At 48.6% G+C, this 16,523-nt stretch carries 15 protein-coding genes; 3 read left to right on the top strand and 12 right to left on the bottom strand.

The annotated features are described in order from the left end of the window. Window positions 1-10: 10 nt before the first annotated feature. The 5 genes from BFO_RS05440 to BFO_RS05420 form a co-directional block, all read right to left on the bottom strand. Entirely contained in the window at window positions 11-322 is a 312-nt protein-coding gene (locus BFO_RS05440; RefSeq protein WP_009016663.1) for a DUF4134 domain-containing protein, read from the bottom strand. Window positions 323-524: 202 nt separating this feature from the next. Continuing rightward, complete coding sequence (locus BFO_RS05435; protein ID WP_007366514.1) at window positions 525-1,259, bottom strand: hypothetical protein; 735 nt, start codon at window positions 1,257-1,259, stop codon at window positions 525-527. Between the two features lie 20 nt (window positions 1,260-1,279). Further along, window positions 1,280-1,627: a DUF3408 domain-containing protein gene (locus BFO_RS05430; protein WP_028899187.1), complete on the bottom strand. Its 348-nt coding sequence runs from the start codon at window positions 1,625-1,627 to the stop codon at window positions 1,280-1,282. A gap of 2 nt (window positions 1,628-1,629) precedes the next feature. Then, window positions 1,630-2,070, bottom strand: a complete 441-nt coding sequence (locus tag BFO_RS05425; protein ID WP_007366516.1) for a DUF3408 domain-containing protein — start codon at window positions 2,068-2,070, stop codon at window positions 1,630-1,632. A 2-nt stretch (window positions 2,071-2,072) separates the two neighbouring features. Then, a complete protein-coding gene (locus tag BFO_RS05420; RefSeq protein WP_007366517.1) occupies window positions 2,073-3,122 on the bottom strand; it encodes a ParA family protein in 1,050 nt (349 codons plus the stop codon). A gap of 422 nt (window positions 3,123-3,544) precedes the next feature. Here BFO_RS05420 and mobA point away from each other — a divergent pair, with 422 nt between their 5' ends. From mobA to mobC, 3 genes are read left to right on the top strand one after another with little or no spacing between them, the layout of a single operon-like run. After that, window positions 3,545-3,970, top strand: a complete 426-nt coding sequence (gene mobA / locus BFO_RS05415) for a conjugal transfer protein MobA (protein ID WP_005944180.1) — start codon at window positions 3,545-3,547, stop codon at window positions 3,968-3,970. Then, window positions 3,949-5,199: a conjugal transfer protein MobB gene (gene mobB / locus BFO_RS05410; protein ID WP_007366518.1), complete on the top strand. Its 1,251-nt coding sequence runs from the start codon at window positions 3,949-3,951 to the stop codon at window positions 5,197-5,199. Before mobA ends, mobB begins: the two co-directional genes overlap by 22 nt. 31 nt (window positions 5,200-5,230) lie before the next feature. Beyond that, a complete protein-coding gene (mobC, locus tag BFO_RS05405) occupies window positions 5,231-7,240 on the top strand; it encodes a conjugal transfer protein MobC (protein ID WP_007366519.1) in 2,010 nt (669 codons plus the stop codon). Window positions 7,241-7,281: 41 nt separating this feature from the next. Here the strand turns inward: mobC and BFO_RS05400 are convergent, their stop codons facing one another. The 7 genes from BFO_RS05400 to tet form a co-directional block, all read right to left on the bottom strand. Further along, the gene (locus tag BFO_RS05400) at window positions 7,282-7,674 is read right to left on the bottom strand and encodes a hypothetical protein (protein ID WP_007366520.1); all 393 of its coding nucleotides are present in this window, start codon (window positions 7,672-7,674) and stop codon (window positions 7,282-7,284) included. Continuing rightward, window positions 7,667-9,130, bottom strand: coding sequence for a Fic family protein (locus BFO_RS05395; RefSeq protein WP_007366521.1), 1,464 nt, complete (start codon window positions 9,128-9,130; stop codon window positions 7,667-7,669). The genes BFO_RS05400 and BFO_RS05395 overlap by 8 nt, the downstream gene beginning before the upstream one ends. Window positions 9,131-9,280: 150 nt before the next feature. Continuing rightward, window positions 9,281-9,898: an RteC domain-containing protein gene (locus BFO_RS05390; RefSeq protein WP_007366522.1), complete on the bottom strand. Its 618-nt coding sequence runs from the start codon at window positions 9,896-9,898 to the stop codon at window positions 9,281-9,283. A gap of 211 nt (window positions 9,899-10,109) precedes the next feature. Further along, the gene (locus BFO_RS05385; protein WP_007366523.1) at window positions 10,110-10,523 is read right to left on the bottom strand and encodes a dihydrofolate reductase family protein; all 414 of its coding nucleotides are present in this window, start codon (window positions 10,521-10,523) and stop codon (window positions 10,110-10,112) included. 281 nt (window positions 10,524-10,804) lie between these two features. Further along, entirely contained in the window at window positions 10,805-12,127 is a 1,323-nt protein-coding gene (locus tag BFO_RS05380) for a sigma-54-dependent transcriptional regulator (protein WP_007366524.1), read from the bottom strand. Then, window positions 12,120-14,438 (bottom strand): hybrid sensor histidine kinase/response regulator, encoded by a 2,319-nt coding sequence (locus tag BFO_RS05375; RefSeq protein ID WP_007366525.1) that lies wholly within the window; start codon window positions 14,436-14,438, stop codon window positions 12,120-12,122. Before BFO_RS05375 ends, BFO_RS05380 begins: the two co-directional genes overlap by 8 nt. Then, window positions 14,438-16,363: a tetracycline resistance ribosomal protection protein gene (tet, locus tag BFO_RS05370; protein WP_007366526.1), complete on the bottom strand. Its 1,926-nt coding sequence runs from the start codon at window positions 16,361-16,363 to the stop codon at window positions 14,438-14,440. Before tet ends, BFO_RS05375 begins: the two co-directional genes overlap by 1 nt. Between the last annotated feature and the right edge of the window lie 160 nt (window positions 16,364-16,523).

Here is a 16,523-nt window from a genome sequence, read left to right as displayed (position 1 = left end):
ACATTGTTTATTAAAGGAAGAATGAGCGCAGGATGGTGGCGGCGACAATCAGGAAGATGCACGCCCCGAACCACGAGGCGGCAGTCTTGGATGTGTCGGGATCGCCGGACGAGAATTTCCCATACACTTTCACGCCCCCGATAAGCCCGACTACCGCGCCGATGGCGTAGATGAGTTTCGTGCCGGGGTCGAAGTACGAACTCACCATAGAGGTGGCTTCGTTGATGCCCGCGATGCCGTTTCCCTGCGCGAAGGCGGAGGCGGTTGCGGCAACCAGAAGTGCCGCAGAGAGGATAAGTTTCTGTCTGTTGTTCTTGTTCATAAACTGTTCTTGTTTTGTGCCGTCCAAAGGGTGGATGGTCCTTTGTCGGGCGGTTGATACTCGATTACTTTACTTTGGTTTAGTGGGTTGCCCGTTTGTTTCTACGGACTTGGGTGTGTCCGTTGCGAATTGGCTGTACCTTGTACCGCCGTGCGCGTGGGTGATGCCGTCTTACGTTTTCATTCTCATTCTTTTTTAGTCGTTATACATAGTTGCGGATGTCGAAGTTCTCAATACTGTCCGGGACGACAAAATCCTTTTTCGGTTTATTCTTCTTCAGCCGGATTTCGATAAGTCCCTTGATGCGGATGCTCATTTCAGACGAGCCGGTCATCAGCTTCTCGTACAGCTCCGTCCCTTCCATGTCGGTGAAGACCTTTGCCGCCCGCTCCCGTTCCGTCGTTGTCGCTTCCGGGTTCTTGGCGGTTCTGACCGCATCGTCTATCTCGTCGAAACTGCTTCCCGATGCCCTCGGCGCGTCGGGCGTTTCTTCCTCCGGCTCGTCCTCCCCGAACTCCAGTTCCGAAGGCGTGAGGCTCGTGAAGGTTTCGTCGAGTTTATCCTCCGGGACTTGTGCGGGACGGGACACGGTTTCCGTGTTTCCGTCGTCAAAAGTAGTCTCTTCCTCCGTCAGCTCAATGCCTTTTTCCGAAGTGGCGGCTTCTTGCGTCGGTATGGCAGCGGTTGTCCGGGGCGATGCCATCCTGAAACGGCTCTTGCCGATGATGTCCGGGGTGTCTGCGGGCGGTGTGTCCCTTACCGTTTCGGGCTTTGCCGCCGTGCCGCCCAACGACCGCCACACTCCGGCTATGCTTCTTAGGAAGCGGACAAGTCTGGTTTCCATGATCCTGTCATAAAGGAGCAGGAACAGGAACCACAGGTTGCAGCCGACCGATACGGTCAGCAGAATATCAGTCATGCTTATTGTTTCACTCATGCACGTTCTCTTTTTGAGGGTTAAAATACTGCGTCGTAATTCTGGGCGTAAAGGCTCTTTATCGCCTCCTCGCACTGGTTGAAGTGGTGCGTAAGCACATGGTCGATGTAGGCGGACAGCGACAATTTGTCATGCCCGATCACACGGGTGATGCGCATGATGCGGTCGTGGTACTCCGGACGCACATACGCCATCTTTCCCTCGCGTGCCTTCACTTCGGCTTCACGGATGAACAGCCGTTCATAGTCCTTTTCACCGCATTTGCCGCCTAACGGCACGGGGGATAGGATTTCCACACTCGCCTGCACTTGGGCAAGCATACCGCCGCCGTCATGCTGCGGACTTCTGTTTTTCTGGTTCTTTTCCATATTCAAATCAAGTCTTCACGTTGTTTCTTGTACAGTTCGTTTATTTTCTCCTTGTGCTGTTCCAGATGTTGGCGCAGCACGGTGTCCACGTAGCCGCCTACCGAGATTTCACGCCCGGCGATGTCGTTCACGATTTTGAGAATCTTGCTGTGGACATCGCGGCTGATATAGACGCACTGGCGCGTCTTTATCTCGTTGCGGCGGAGGAACAGCCCGGAATAGTCGTCCTCCTGCCGTTTGCGGCGGACAGTGTCCCTCTGCGGTTTTTCCTTTGCCGTGTATTGCGCGGGCGGCGGTTCCGTTTCAGGGACGCTTTTTTCTTCGGGAGCAGGCGCGGGCGGCTCCTGCGCGTGGTACAGGGTCCCGTCCTGCCTGCGTCTGCCGATGGAGGCTATCAACAGTTCCTCGTCAATGCCTTCGGTGTTCACTTTCCTGCTGCCCATGATTATTGAGGTCTGATGATACGGCTTATCTCTTCCGAGAACTCACGGATGCCGCTCCCTTTCAGCAGGGACGCATCCATCGGGAAGATGGTCGAGCGGAACACGCTCTTGCGCTCTTCCGAGAGGTCGCGCCGGAACTTCTTGCTGTCGGGCAGGCGGGTGGACAGCACCGGCAGCCCCATCTCGGCGATCACATCCTCATACAGGTCGTAAAGCCCGTTCTTCTCCCTGCCGTCCACCATCGTCCAGAACAGGTACAGCCCTTTTGTTTTCGCCTGTCCCGTCGTCATGAGGTTGTCACGGAACATCACAGCGAATTGCAGGGTGCTTTCCACGACAAAACGGTCGGCACTCATGGGCGCGAAGATGTAGTCCATCTGCGAGAGGGTCTTGACCACGCCGTTGCTTTTCAGGGTTCCCGGCATGTCGAAAAACACGATGTCGGGTTTCACCTCTTCTTCGGCAAGCATCCTTTCGGCATCATCGAGGGCGTTAAGGGCGTCGCTTGCGATGACCGGGTAGGCGTTCTTCCTTATCTTGCGGAAGTGGTCACACGCGAGTGCCTTGAAATAGAGGCTCCCGCCGATAAGTCCCGTTTCACGTTCACGCAACCCGTGTATGCTGTGCTGCGGGGTGTCGCAGTCTATGACTGCGACATTGTGTCCTTTCACGTTGTGGAGGTAGTTGGCGGCAAGTGCCGTGACGGTGGATTTGCCGATACCCCCTTTCTGTGTTGCGAATGCAACGAATGTTTCATTACTCATGGTTCTGTTGGTTTTAATGGTTGATGAATTGTTTTCCTGCTCCGATACGGAATCGGTGACATGTATATCCGCGTCCGCGAATCTCTGACTGTCCGGTTCGTCACGTATCCGCTTCAACGGTGGGGCAGGGATTCGGATAACTGATGAATGACGACATTGCGTCATGAAGTCATTGAATCCGTGAATCACCGCGTCATTGTAAAACCGGGTATCCGAAGGTTCGGGTATCCGGTCAGGCAAATAGCCGCCGAAGCGGTTTGCCGGGTATTTGAAAGCCTCATTTTTCATATCTTCAAATCGTTCGTTTCTTGAATCATGCTGCAAATAAACAAGGATATTTTTGAACCTGTATCACTTCCCCGACAAGTGGCGGCATGTTGCGCCGGTTGGCACTGATTGTCCGGGTCAAGCCTCTGTCCGATACCGCTTTAAGGGCGTAACTTTGCACCCGAACGGCAGGGTTCGCCGCAGGTGGCGCAGCCCGGAGTTTGAAAGGCATTCCCCCAATCCGGCCCCGACGGATTTTTATGTTCGCCTGAACATAGCAAGATGTCTTTTCAGCCGCTCAAAACGTTTTGAGCAGCCACGAAAAGCACTTGCCCTTGCAGGGGGCGGGCTTCCTCTCCGAAGTCGGGAAGCTTTTCAAACCTGCGGTGTCTGTGACCCCAAGCGGCGGCTTATGCCGTCCATCCGCTAAATCCAAAGTTTATATGAAAGAGAAAAGAAACAAGACCGGGAGAAATCCCAAACTTGATCCGGCGGTATTCCGCTACACCGTCCGTTTCAACGAGGAGGAACACAACCGTTTCCTCGCCATGTTCGAGAAGTCGGGCGTTTACGCCAAGTCGGTTTTCATCAAGGCGCACTTCTTCGGGCAGCCGTTCAGGGTGCTGAAAGTGGACAGGACGCTGGTGGATTACTACACCAGACTGTCCGATTTCCATGCGCAGTTCCGCGCGGTAGGCACGAACTACAACCAAGTCGTGAAGGAACTCAGGCTGCATTTTTCCGAGAAAAAGGCAATGGCGTTGCTCTACAAGCTGGAGCAACAGACCGTCGAACTCGTGAAACTGAGCCGTCAGATTGTGGAACTTTCAAGGGAAATGGAGGCGAAATGGTCGCAAAAATCAGTGTAGGAAAGTCGCTGTACGGCGCACTTGCCTACAACGGGGAAAAGATCAACGAGGCGAAAGGGCGTCTGCTCACCACCAACCGCATCTACAATGACGGCACGGGGACGGTGGACATACGCAAGGCGATGGAGGGTTTTCTCGCCTGTATGCCGGAGCATACGAGGGTGGAGAAACCGGTACTCCATATCTCGCTCAACCCGCATCCCGACGATGTGCTGACCGATACGGAATTGCAGGACATCGCACGCGAGTATCTGGAAAAACTCGGCTACGGGGACCAGCCGTATCTTATTGTAAAGCACGAGGACATAGACCGCCACCACCTGCACATCGTGACAATCAATGTGGACGAGAAAGGCAGGCGGCTCAATCAGGATTTCCTTTTCCGCCGCAGCGACCGCATCCGGCGGGAACTGGAACAAAAGTACGGGCTGCACCCGGCGGAACGTAAGAATCAACGGATAGAGAACCCTCTGCGAAAGGTGGACGCTTCGGCGGGCGACGTGAAAAGGCAGGTCGGGAATACCGTCAAGGCTCTGAGTGGACAGTACCGTTTCCAGACGATGGGCGAATATCGCGCCCTCCTTTCCTTATATAATATGACGGTGGAGGAAGCGCGGGGAAACGTGTGCGGGCGTGAGTATCACGGGCTGGTCTATTCCGTCACCGATGATGCCGGGAACAAGACGGGCAACCCGTTCAAGTCCTCGCTTTTCGGGAAGTCCGCAGGCTATGAAGCCGTGCAGAAGAAGTTTGCCCGTTCCAAGCAGGAGATTAAGGACCGGAAACTCGCCGACATGACAAAACGCACCGTCCTTTCCGTGCTTGAAGGCACGTATGACAAGGAGAAGTTCGTTTCGCGGCTCAGGGAGAAGGGTATCGACACCGTGCTGCGCTACACGGAGGAAGGGCGCATCTACGGAGCCACGTTTATCGACCATCGCACGGGCTGCGTGCTGAACGGCTCGCGCATGGGCAAGGAACTTTCCGCCAACGCTTTGCAGGAACACTTCACGCTGCCTTATGCCGGACAGCCACCGATTCCGCTTTCCGTTCCGGTGGAAACAGTAGAGGATATGCGCGAACAGACAGCATCCGACCACGAGAACACGGCGGGAGGTATCGGTCTGCTCACTCCCGAAGGTCCGGCTGTGGATGCCGAGGAGGAAGCCTTTATCCGGGCGATGCAGCGCAAGAAGAAAAAGAAAAGGCGCAAGGGTTTGGGAATGTAATCGAGGTATCAACATCAAAATTTTTCAATCTATGTCACAACAAGAAGACGATTTGAGGGCATTGGCGAAAATCATGGATTTTCTGCGTGCCGTGAGTATTATTTTAGTGGTCATGAACGTGTACTGGTTCTGCTATGAAGCCATACGGCTCTGGAGCGTGGACATCGGCGTGGTGGACAGAATCCTGATGAATTTCAACCGCACGGCGGGGCTGTTCCGTTCCATCCTCTACACGAAACTGTTTGCCGTCCTCCTCCTTGCCCTGTCCTGTCTGGGAACGAAGGGCGTCAAGGGAGAGAAAATTACTTGGGGACGGATCTGGACGGCTCTTGCCGCAGGGTTCGTACTGTTCTTCCTCAACTGGTGGATACTGGCGTTGCCGCTACCGGTTGAAGCGGTGACGGGGCTTTACGTGCTGACCGTAGGCACGGGCTATGTATGCCTGCTGATGGGCGGTCTGTGGATGAGCCGCCTGTTGAAACACAACCTCATGGATGACGTGTTCAACAACGAGAACGAGAGCTTCATGCAGGAAACACGGCTCATCGAAAGCGAGTATTCGGTCAATCTGCCCACCCGCTTTTATTACAGGAAACGTTGGAACAACGGCTGGATTAACGTAGTGAATCCCTTCAGGGCTTCCATCGTATTGGGTACGCCGGGCAGCGGAAAGTCATACGCGGTGGTAAACAATTTTATCAAGCAGCAGATTGAGAAGGGCTTCTCGATGTATGTTTACGACTTCAAATTCAGCGACTTGTCCACGATAGCCTATAATCATCTGCTCAACCACCCGGAGGGATACAAGGTGAAGCCGAAGTTCTACGTGATAAACTTCGATGACCCGCGACGCTCGCACCGTTGCAATCCCATTCACCCGGACTTCATGGAGGATATTACGGACGCTTACGAAAGCGCGTACACCATCATGCTCAACTTAAACAAGAGTTGGGTGCAGAAGCAGGGCGACTTCTTTGTGGAATCGCCCATCATCCTCTTCGCGGCTATCATCTGGTATCTTAAAATTTTCCAAAATGGCAAGTATTGCACGTTCCCCCATGCCATCGAGTTCCTGAACCGCCGTTACGAGGATATCTTCCCGATACTGACATCTTACCCGGAATTGGAGAACTATCTCTCACCGTTCATGGACGCGTGGCTCGGAGGGGCTGCCGAGCAGTTGATGGGGCAGATTGCATCGGCGAAAATCCCGCTGTCACGCATGATTTCCCCGCAGCTCTATTGGGTGATGTCGGACAGTGAGTTCACGCTGGACATCAACAATCCCAAAGAGCCGAAAATACTCTGCGTGGGCAACAATCCGGACCGTCAGAACATTTACGGGGCGGCTCTCGGTCTGTATAATTCCCGTATCGTGAAGCTCATCAACAAGAAAGGGATGTTGAAGTCGTCAGTTATCATCGACGAGCTTCCGACGATATATTTCAAGGGGCTGGACAACCTTATCGCCACCGCACGAAGCAACAAGGTTGCCGTATGTCTGGGATTTCAGGATTTCAGCCAGTTGGTGCGTGACTACGGGGACAAGGAGGCGAAAGTGGTGATGAACACCGTCGGCAATATTTTCTCCGGTCAGGTGGTGGGCGAAACCGCCAAGACGCTCTCGGAACGGTTCGGAAAGGTGTTGCAGAAACGGCAGTCCATTTCCATCAACAGGCAGGATGTTTCCACCTCCATCAACACGCAGATGGACGCGCTTATCCCGCCGAGCAAGATTTCCGGCTTGACGCAGGGAATGTTTGTCGGTTCGGTGTCCGACAACTTCAACGAACGTATAGAACAGAAGATTTTCCACTGTGAGATTGTCGTGGATGCCGAGAAGGTCAAGCGCGAGGAGAAAGCCTACAAGCCGATACCCGTAATTACTGACTTCACGGACGAGGATGGCAAAGACTGCATGAAGGAAACAGTGCAGGCGAATTACAGGCGTATCAAGGAGGAGGTGAAACAGATTGTCGCCGACGAGCTGGAACGCATCGCGGGTGACGAAAATCTGAAACATCTGTTGCAGCAGAAATAGTATATCCGTTTATATATGGAAAATCCGTAGCCGACGACCGGTTACGGATTTTTATTTTCAGATTGGAGATGCTTGTTGATGGTGGTAATGACAAGCATGAGCAGATAGTTTTTCAGTTCTGTATCATCTTTTAGTAGTATGCTGTATTCTTCGGCGAAGATTCTCAACAGTCGGATTCTGAGTTTCGACATTTCCTCACCGAAAGGTATCTGCCGGTTTTCTTTCCAATACTCTATTGTTATAGAAGACGCCAACCATTTGAACTCCGCTTTCATTTCCTTGCGGAGTTTCTTGAAACGGGTTTGCTCGGTGACAGGCGGGTCATTGTATGGCATCATATCAACCGGGTCATAAATGGATATGCAACCGATGCCGTAATCCATGATTACAGGCAAGTCTGCATCTGAATCTTTCTTATGTTTCTTCTTAGCCATCCTTCCTGTTGCCTTTTGACAAAATGATTTTTCCAGCTTCAGTAAGCCTGTATTTTTGGTTGCGGTGCTTGGGATTTTCCGGATGGGTTTGTTCGACAAGTCCCTCTCTCAATGCAGGATTTAGGTAACTGGTAAGGAAATTATCACGTCCCCTCAAAGATAAACGCTCCATGATTTCTTTCAACGGCAAAATATCATTTCCCAAAGCTGATACAAGCGACATTACTTGTCCTGCTACTTGTCCTGCTACTTGTCCTGTTTCTTGTCCTGTTTCTTGTCCTGCCACCTTATATCTGAAGACAAGTTTCACTTCATTGGTTGTTATTTGATATTCAGGCTCCGGCAAATTAACCTTTTGACATTCTTCTATTATGAGATTTATGCCGCGTCCCCAGCTCTCCAATACTTTTCGCACATAAAGCGTGTCTGCAATTAAAGGATTATGGGGCTTTGAACCATGTTCGGATTTGATTTTATTCATATCCCATTCGGACGGAAACGAACCGGGATTCTCTATTTCAACACGGTCATCATAGATGGCTATGGCTACCGAACCTCCAATATCACGGTAACTCCTGTGACATAGGGAGTTGATTACAGCTTCTCGTATAGCCTTATGCGGTATTTCCAAATGTTCCTCACGCTCCAATGCGTCCGTTGTTCCGGATAATGAAAGATGTCTGAACACAAAAGCCATTGCCTCGTCAAGCAGATGGAACAAGTTCCCGTGTACCCGTTTGTTGTCTATAAATACGGTTTTGTCTGTACCTCTGAATCGGGCAAGTCGCAGCAAGTTCTGCGGATAATGTACCAGTTTCTTTTTGGCGAACAATACGGCGGCTGCATTTTTAAGTACACCGCCTTCAAGAAGATTCAGTTTTTCAAGTATGATAGGAACTTCGTCACCTGTCGATTCGGGTAAACGTCCGTACTCTATTCCTAAACGTACCGTCTTGTGGATTTCCTCTTCATCCAAATCCGTAATCTTCAAATCGGTATTCGGGTAGGTTTCCCAGCTATGCCAGACTTTTTCATGCTGCAAAAGAAGTTCATTATACTTTGATTGTGGCATCGTTGTGGTCGCACTTTCCACCCGCATATATGGTCTTCCTTTATAGCAGAACGGACGGTTGAGCCTTGAATCTTCAACACGAAAAACAATTACTTTCTTCTCACTGTCCGGCAGCGGTGCATAAGATATTTGTACCATTGCCACAGGCTCCAACCGGTTGATCGCGTCCGCTATATCCCTCTTGGTCTTGTCGCTCACGTCTTGTCCGATGATTTTTTCCTTGTCGGTAACACCGAACAATACCGTGCCGCCTTCTCCGTTAAGGAAAGCGCAAAGCGTTTCCATGCCACGCTCCAACTGTCCGGTGGTTTCCTTGAACTCCACCCGTCCGCATTCTTTTTCGGCTATCAGCCGTTTTACTATGTCGAGGTTGTCTATGCTCATATACAATTCTGTAAGGTGGGTACAAAGATAGTGCTTTTCGCTGGTTTTCGGGCGAATAGATAACGAAATGTATCTGCACGGCAGGTACAAAACCTACAAAAAATCAGAGAGTGGCATAACGTCACCCCCTGATTCATCATTGGTACAGGATTATTTTCTCAAACGTTCCATTTCCTCGTCGCGGAGCATCTTCTCGTTCAGTTTCTCCTGCATCCTGTCAAGGAAGTAGGTGCGGCTTTCGTTCTTCCGTCGTTTGATGTCGATATAGAAGCGGTAGCAGTCCTTTGATTCGACACCGAAAATCTTGTAGAGGAGCGGGGCGAGCTGTTTGAGCGGCATGTTGCCGTTATTGATGCAGCCCATCTCGTTGATGCCGTAGATAAGTTCCACGAGGTCGATGGCGTTGCCCGTCCATTGCAGGGGTGAGGCGGGATTTTCGGTTGTGTTGTCGGAGGATGTACGGATGGGGATTAGTGGTGACACTTGGGGAGCGGCAAGGAACTTCTGCATCTTCCTAACGAAAGAGAGTGCCTTGCTGATGTAGGCTGCAACCTCCCTCTTTTCTTCGGGAAGATTGCGCACGGGATGGTGCTGCAACTCGATTTCAATGTAAGCCAGCGCGATGATGGTGCGGGTGGTGTCCACATTGCCGTTGCATAGTTCGATCACTTGCGTGGCGAAAGCCGTGTATGCCGTTTCCATATTGCAGTCCCCGGCTTCGTTTATACGGCGGAAGAACTCTGTTTCCGTCAATAAGAAATAATTCATGTCCTGTCAATTTTGAAATTTTACACTCTGTTTTTTCGGTATGCGCACATGAATATGATTGGCAAAAAGCGTGTCCATAAAATAAAAAATCCGGCACGCTCTCTGCAAGGTGCTGGATTTCAGAGTGATAATTTCGCGATTTATTTATCTGAAAGGAATTGTATTCAGCTTAAAGTGTTCATTTACTGAACATTCGTCCATTTTATGGACATCAAACGCACGCTTTATAGATATGGCGGACCACTCCGTTGCGGTACACCTTCTGTGAGGTCAGCGTCCATTGTTCCTGCGGCAAGGCGGATTGGAAGAAACGCTTTCCCGTTCCGGCAATGAAAGGAATCGTGTAAAGTATGATTTCATCCACCACACGCATACGCAGCAGCCCGTTGATGTAGTCCGCTTTTTCAGGAGTGACTTCCGCCAGATAGCAGATGTCTGTTGTGGATTTCCGCCATTCGTCAAGCATGGAGATGGAATAATCCGGTGTGATATGATAAAGGGCGTTTTCCCTTATCTCATTGATGCCGCAATCTTCAAGGCGCAGTTCCTTATACGCTTTGCAATATAACTCGGAGCTTTGACAACCGTCTATCGTGAGGACGGCAAGAATCTGTACTTTACCCATTATCGTTTCCTTTCGTTGGGCAAGGGCAAAAAAGTAGCGTGCAAATCACACTACTTTCAAGCGACGGCTCTGGTAAAGCCTTTTACGGAGAGTACGTGAATGCACGCTATGCGTAGGCATAGCATAAGCATCACGCAATCGTCTCCGTAGTGTCAATTTACCAGATTTTCGCTCGAAACGCCTTGCGGTCTTATGTTATATATAGGCGGCAAAAGGCTCTGCCAGTCGCCGTTACCTTCTAATATGTCATGCAAAGATAGCCATTTTCAGCGAATTGCGGGCTATGGTTGCTCAAATTTATACTTCAATCCATATTCTTCCAGTTTATTATAGAGTGTTGTCCTGCCTATTCCAAGCAATTCGGCAGCAACCTTCCGGTTCCCGCCAGCCTGCTTCAAAGCACGTATAATCCGCTCTTTATCTTCCTCTTCGTTGCGTAGGGAGAAGCCGACAACAGAGGTTGTTTCGGTTATTCCAAGTTCCAGATGCTCTTTCGTGACAAGTCCCGTCTGAGCCTGCAACACCGCACCCATGATTTTCTGCCGAAGTTCGCGCACGTTACCCGGCCATGAATGGATCAGTAACACTTTCCGCGCTTCGGAACTGAAGCCACTAACATTGCATTCCAATTCCTTATTGGCAATCTCACGGAAGAACTCCGCCAGCGGCATGATGTCCTCCTGACAGTCACGTAAGGGCAGAACGGTTATCTCGAAGTCATGTAGGCGGTATAACAAATCCTGTCGGAAACGCTTTTCATTGACCGCCTTTTCCAGATCCTCGTTGGTGGCGGCGATGATGCGGACGTTGAAACTGCGGTCGGACTTGTCGCCAACGGGACGGAACCGCCGTTCCTGTATGGCACGGAGTAACATCTGTTGGGTTTCCGGTGCGAGATTACCCACTTCATCCAAAAACAATGTGCCGCCTTCCGCCTCGTGGAAATAGCCTTTCTTTGTGTTTTCAGCACCAGTGAACGCTCCTTTAACGTGTCCGAAGAACGCCGATGGCGCAAGTTCTTTGGTGAGTGAGCCGCAGTCCACCGCCACGAAAGGCTTGCCTGAACGCTTGCTTTTATCGTGCAGTAGATGGGCAATATGCTCTTTGCCAGTACCGTTCTCCCCGAATATCAGTACGCTCATGTCGGTAGGAGCTACCAGCCTTATCCGGTGCATGATTTTCTGAAAGGCTGAACCGTCACGGGCAAATACGGGCATGCGGCTTCGCCCGATATTCCGCTCTTTCAGTATGGTGCGGAGCAAAGGCACGAGTTTGTCCTCCACGAGTTGCTTGGGTATGTAGTCCAGCGAACCGAGTTTCATGCTTTCAACCGCCGTATGTACTTCGGCATAGTCGGTCATGATGATGAACGGCTGCGTCATGCCTTCTTTGCGCATCCAGCGCAATAGGTCGATGCCGTCACCGTCAGGCAAACGCAAATCAGAAACTACTATATCATTGTCAGCGGCTTGTTGCAGAAGTTTCTTCGCTGTCGAGAGGTGGAAAGCCTGCACGGTACGGAATTTCTCCCGTGCCAGCAGGTTGCAGACAAACTCGCAATATACGATGTTGTCCTCCACCACGATGATTTTTGTTTTATCCATTTTCGTATTTTCTCCTTTCTTCTTTTGCCAGCCGGATTATCTCCGAACCCTTATCCAATACGGCAGTCACGGCGTTGTTCAATGCTTCATAATCGGGAACGGCACTCCCATGAAGCTGTTTATAAAGTTCCCTTAATGGTTGGTCGGCACGCAGTATCTCCCACGAACTACGTAGGTGGTGTGTCAGGGCGTCCAGTTCTTGAAAGTCTTTCCGTTGTTCCCCATCCCTGACCGACTGCATTTCCTTTTCGGTTTCCGCTATCAGTTTATCCAACATGACGGATTCATTGCCGTAAGACAGTAGGGAGGAGAAATCAGGCTTTTCATTTTGTTTACCTTTCATGGCGCACTTGTCGGAAACTTCCATCAGCTCCGATATGGAAAACGGCTTGAGAAGGCAATCAGAAAATCCACGTTCTAAAAGTTCCTCTCTGTTGCAACTGCCCGAAGCGGTTGTTACAATAATCGGAATGATCCTTGAATTGCCCACATTGGAGGTGCGTAGCAGTTCCAACAGCTCGAAGCCGTTTATATCCGGCATATTCAAATCGGTCAGAAGCAGACTGTATTCTTTCCGGCGTATCATTTCCATCAGTTCCGCCGCATTGGTACAGGTATCGCAATGTATCCCTTCTTGTGCATACATTTCTTTCAGCATTAGGAGAAGTACCTTGTCATTGTCGATGGCAACAATATCATGGAGTGTTCGGTTATGATGAATCTGTGTTTTATTTATCCGTTCCGGCAATTCCTCGGCTGACTGCATGGGTATCTCCACCGTGAAACGGCTGCCCTTGCCTTTCTCGCTCTTCAGCTGGATTGTGCCGCCGAGCATTGTCACAATGCGCTGAACAATGGAAAGACCTAATCCGAAGCCGTCCTTTGCGGCAGCGTTTGACAAACGTTCAAACGCACCGAACACACGTTGCTGTTCCTCTTCGGTCATACCCGAACCCGTATCTTTGACGATAAGTTTCAGCATACCGTTATCATACCCCATTGTCAGAGAAACGGCACCGTTCTCAGTGAACTTGATGGCGTTTGACAGCAGGTTATTTCCAATTTGTAGAATGCGTTCCTTATCGGTCAGTACAACAGCATCCGTGTGATTCGTCACAGTAAGAGCAAGTCCCTTGTTTATGGCAATTGGCATAAACTCTGATTCGAGCGTATGCGCTATTGATGAAATCCTACACGTGGAGAAATTAGGTTGTTCCTTGCCGTCGTCCAGCCGGAAGAAACTCAGAAGAGTATTAAGCATTTCACGCATACGGTCGGAGGATTGCTGAATATTTCGGATATACATCCCGGTTTTATCCGCATTGAAGTTTTTTTGTATCAGTCCGGCATAGCCCGTTATTGCAGTCAGCGGTGTGCGTAATTCATGGGTAATGGTATGTACGGCTTTCTTGCGGGAGGTTATCAGTGCCTCGTTTCGCTTTGCCATTTGTTGCAGTCGCTCGATTAAATCTGCGGTTTCCTGTTTATATCGCTTGATGCGGTTGGCATTTCGGTGTATGATGATATATGATATGACCAGTAGCAGTATAACGAACCCTGTCAAGCCCCCAATCTGAATGAACGACCGTTCCCGCATGGCTGTTATCTCGGCTTCCCGCTTTTGTAGGTCAGTTTGTACTTTCCCGTCTATTTGAACAACCAGTCCTTGCAGTTGCCTGTTAAGTTCCGCATTTCGTGCGGCAAGGCTATCGGCATGAACCGATAAGCGGCGGCTTTGCGCCTGTTGTTCGGTTCTCATATTCCGGTTAAAGGAACGGTGCATCGTGGTAGTCACAGTTGGTTTCGCTTCTTCCTTTTTGCCGAAGATGCCCAAGAAACCTTTGCGCTTGGACTTCTTGGGCTGTTCCTGCACACTCTTCTGCACGATTACAGGTACTTGACTGGTTATCTTATCGTTGATGGCTTGTTGTTGTTCAAGTATTTGAACGATTTGGCACATCTGCCGTTCCTTATCTTCGAGAAGATGGCGTACGCTGTCTATACGCTCTGCCGGATAGGTAGCTTTGAAACGGCAGAGCATACTATCCATTGCCATACGCTGTGCATGGTAATGTTCGATATCTTTATCGTTCCATTCCAGTATTGTTTCACCAAATAGAGAAAATTTTATCATTTGAATATTGATATTGTTTATCTCTTTTCGGAACTCGTCTATTTTTTTATTGTCAAGTTCTAATGCTTCTATCTCCTGCCATTCATAGAAGCTATTATATGCTATACATCCGATAAGAACGGAGATAAGTATATACCCCAACCGTATTGTCTTATAGAAATTCCTGGATCGTTCCATTATTTTGATGATACTGATTTTTCAAACATGAATAAAAGTTTATCCTTTTCTTCCATACGGGTATTATCAGAATAACCGCCTTTTGTTATTTGATACCCACACGGCTTAACCATAAAAGTGCCTAAGCCTTTAGTGTATGAACTTACTTCTGAAGCATAGTCTTTACTTGTATTTAATGGAACTTTCCCTTCAATAAGACACCACTCTTTATTACAACTGATACCTTTAATCTCAGACATCATTTTTTGCAGATCTGTAATAGCTTTGGAACTTGCTACTTGTGGTATCTGTAACTCAAAATAGAGCATCGGTTCGAGAATATCCACTCCTGATTGTTGCAAAGCCAACCTGAAGACATAAGGAGACAATTGTCTAAAATCGGCAGGGGTACTTATCGGACTATAATAAAGGGCATAAGTAAAGGTTACTTTCAAATCCGTCACTTCCCATCCATGCAATCCCGATTGGCAAGACATACGGATTCCTTCAAAAACGGCATTTTGAAAAGAATGGTTCAGATAACCAAAGGAGATTTCACTTTCGATTTGCACCCCTGACCCTATCGGTAAAGGTTCCAGAGTCAGTCCTATTGAGGCCCAGTAAGGGTTGGGAGGGACTTCGATATGGATAATCTTATTCACCTTCTTTTTAGGTCGTTCTTTGTAGATAGTCTTGATTTCATCAAAATGGGTCTTTACGGAGAATCGTTCTTCCAGCAATGTTTGTATGATTTCTTTTTGGGTTAAACCATATAACGAGATTTCCAATTCATCACTATATGAATTTATGGAAAAGGACAGAGACGGGTCTTCAATAAACAATACATTTAGAGCGGATATCAACTTGCTTCTCTCTTCGGGCTTGTCTGGTCGGACAGAAGATTTGAGGGCGGGATGCTGATGAGATAATCCTTGAATCAGACAAGGTTTAACACCTAAATAATCTCCGATTCTTAATTCTTCTATATCTTCTATAATTGCGATATCATTAGCAACCACTTCATCAACATTTATCTCTTTGCCCTGATAAATGGTTTTTAGATTTTTAATCTTGATGAATTTTTCCGAATCATTGACTTTTATAACGGTTCGAAGTCTCAGACTTCCGTCAATAATTTTTAGAAAACTTCTTTTATGCCCTTTGGGGTCATGTTCTATTTTATAAAGATAAGCTGAAAGTCTATTTGGGACTGATGCCGGAGGAAATATAAAAGAAATGATGGCGTCTAACAACTCATTGATGCCAATATTGCACATTGCTGATCCATGCAAGACCGGATAGGCTTTGGCTTTTGCCACAAGAGCGATTATCGCATTCCAATAATCTGCCGGTAAGATTTCTTTATCCGCCAAATATAGTTCTAATATATCGTCGTCATGGTTGCATACAAATTCTTTGTGTTCTGCCCTTATATCTGTTGAGGTGCAAATCGGGTAAACTACTCCATCGACAACCGTTTGCATAAACAAGACGTCTTGCGACAGATTTGTTTTTATGTCCAGATATAAACGCTCAAGATTTACGCCGGCACGATCAATCTTATTGATAAATATAATTGTCGGGATTTGCAGTTTTTGCAAAGTCTTGAACAGCAACTTTGTTTGTGCTTGTATGCCTTCCTTTGCCGATAATATGAGGACTGCTCCATCAAGCATTTTGAATGTCCGCTCCACCTCTGCAATAAAATCCATGTGTCCCGGAGTGTCAATGATATTGCATTTCACACCATTCCAAACAATAGATGTCGTAGAAGCCCGAATAGTAATTCCTCTACGTTTTTCTATATCCATAGAGTCTGTTATGGTGTCACCTTTATCAACACTGCCGCGCTTTTCCGTTGCTCCGCAGGCAAATAGCAGATTTTCGGTTACGGAAGTTTTTCCTGCATCAATGTGAGCAAGAATTCCTAAATTTATAATGTTCATTTGATTAAGCAATAATATACTACAATAGATGCATTGCCGAAACGCACCTTTTAATACCTCCTCGTAGCATGTGGAAAACTACAGGATTCTTAACTCGTATTAATATGTATATTATTACTGCCGCATAATTGAACGCAAATTTACGAAAAAAAAGTTCCCT

The sequence above is a fragment of the Tannerella forsythia 92A2 genome, assembly GCF_000238215.1.
GTDB classification, from domain to species: domain Bacteria; phylum Bacteroidota; class Bacteroidia; order Bacteroidales; family Tannerellaceae; genus Tannerella; species Tannerella forsythia.
The sequence above is the reverse complement of the archived record's forward strand: the minus strand, read 5'-3'. Positions and strand labels throughout refer to the sequence as shown.

What these genes read in the sequence shown, in the direction of transcription:
- BFO_RS05440 (WP_009016663.1), bottom strand. Translation starts at nt 322, where the DNA reads ATGAACAAGAACAACAGACAGAAACTTATCCTCTCTGCGGCACTTCTG.
- BFO_RS05435 (WP_007366514.1), bottom strand. Translation starts at nt 1,259, where the DNA reads ATGAGTGAAACAATAAGCATGACTGATATTCTGCTGACCGTATCGGTC.
- BFO_RS05430 (WP_028899187.1), bottom strand. Translation starts at nt 1,627, where the DNA reads ATGGAAAAGAACCAGAAAAACAGAAGTCCGCAGCATGACGGCGGCGGT.
- BFO_RS05425 (WP_007366516.1), bottom strand. Translation starts at nt 2,070, where the DNA reads ATGGGCAGCAGGAAAGTGAACACCGAAGGCATTGACGAGGAACTGTTG.
- BFO_RS05420 (WP_007366517.1), bottom strand. Translation starts at nt 3,122, where the DNA reads ATGAAAAATGAGGCTTTCAAATACCCGGCAAACCGCTTCGGCGGCTAT.
- mobA (WP_005944180.1), top strand. Translation starts at nt 3,545, where the DNA reads ATGAAAGAGAAAAGAAACAAGACCGGGAGAAATCCCAAACTTGATCCG.
- mobB (WP_007366518.1), top strand. Translation starts at nt 3,949, where the DNA reads ATGGTCGCAAAAATCAGTGTAGGAAAGTCGCTGTACGGCGCACTTGCC.
- mobC (WP_007366519.1), top strand. Translation starts at nt 5,231, where the DNA reads ATGTCACAACAAGAAGACGATTTGAGGGCATTGGCGAAAATCATGGAT.
- BFO_RS05400 (WP_007366520.1), bottom strand. Translation starts at nt 7,674, where the DNA reads ATGGCTAAGAAGAAACATAAGAAAGATTCAGATGCAGACTTGCCTGTA.
- BFO_RS05395 (WP_007366521.1), bottom strand. Translation starts at nt 9,130, where the DNA reads ATGAGCATAGACAACCTCGACATAGTAAAACGGCTGATAGCCGAAAAA.
- BFO_RS05390 (WP_007366522.1), bottom strand. Translation starts at nt 9,898, where the DNA reads ATGAATTATTTCTTATTGACGGAAACAGAGTTCTTCCGCCGTATAAAC.
- BFO_RS05385 (WP_007366523.1), bottom strand. Translation starts at nt 10,523, where the DNA reads ATGGGTAAAGTACAGATTCTTGCCGTCCTCACGATAGACGGTTGTCAA.
- BFO_RS05380 (WP_007366524.1), bottom strand. Translation starts at nt 12,127, where the DNA reads ATGGATAAAACAAAAATCATCGTGGTGGAGGACAACATCGTATATTGC.
- BFO_RS05375 (WP_007366525.1), bottom strand. Translation starts at nt 14,438, where the DNA reads ATGGAACGATCCAGGAATTTCTATAAGACAATACGGTTGGGGTATATA.
- tet (WP_007366526.1), bottom strand. Translation starts at nt 16,363, where the DNA reads ATGAACATTATAAATTTAGGAATTCTTGCTCACATTGATGCAGGAAAA.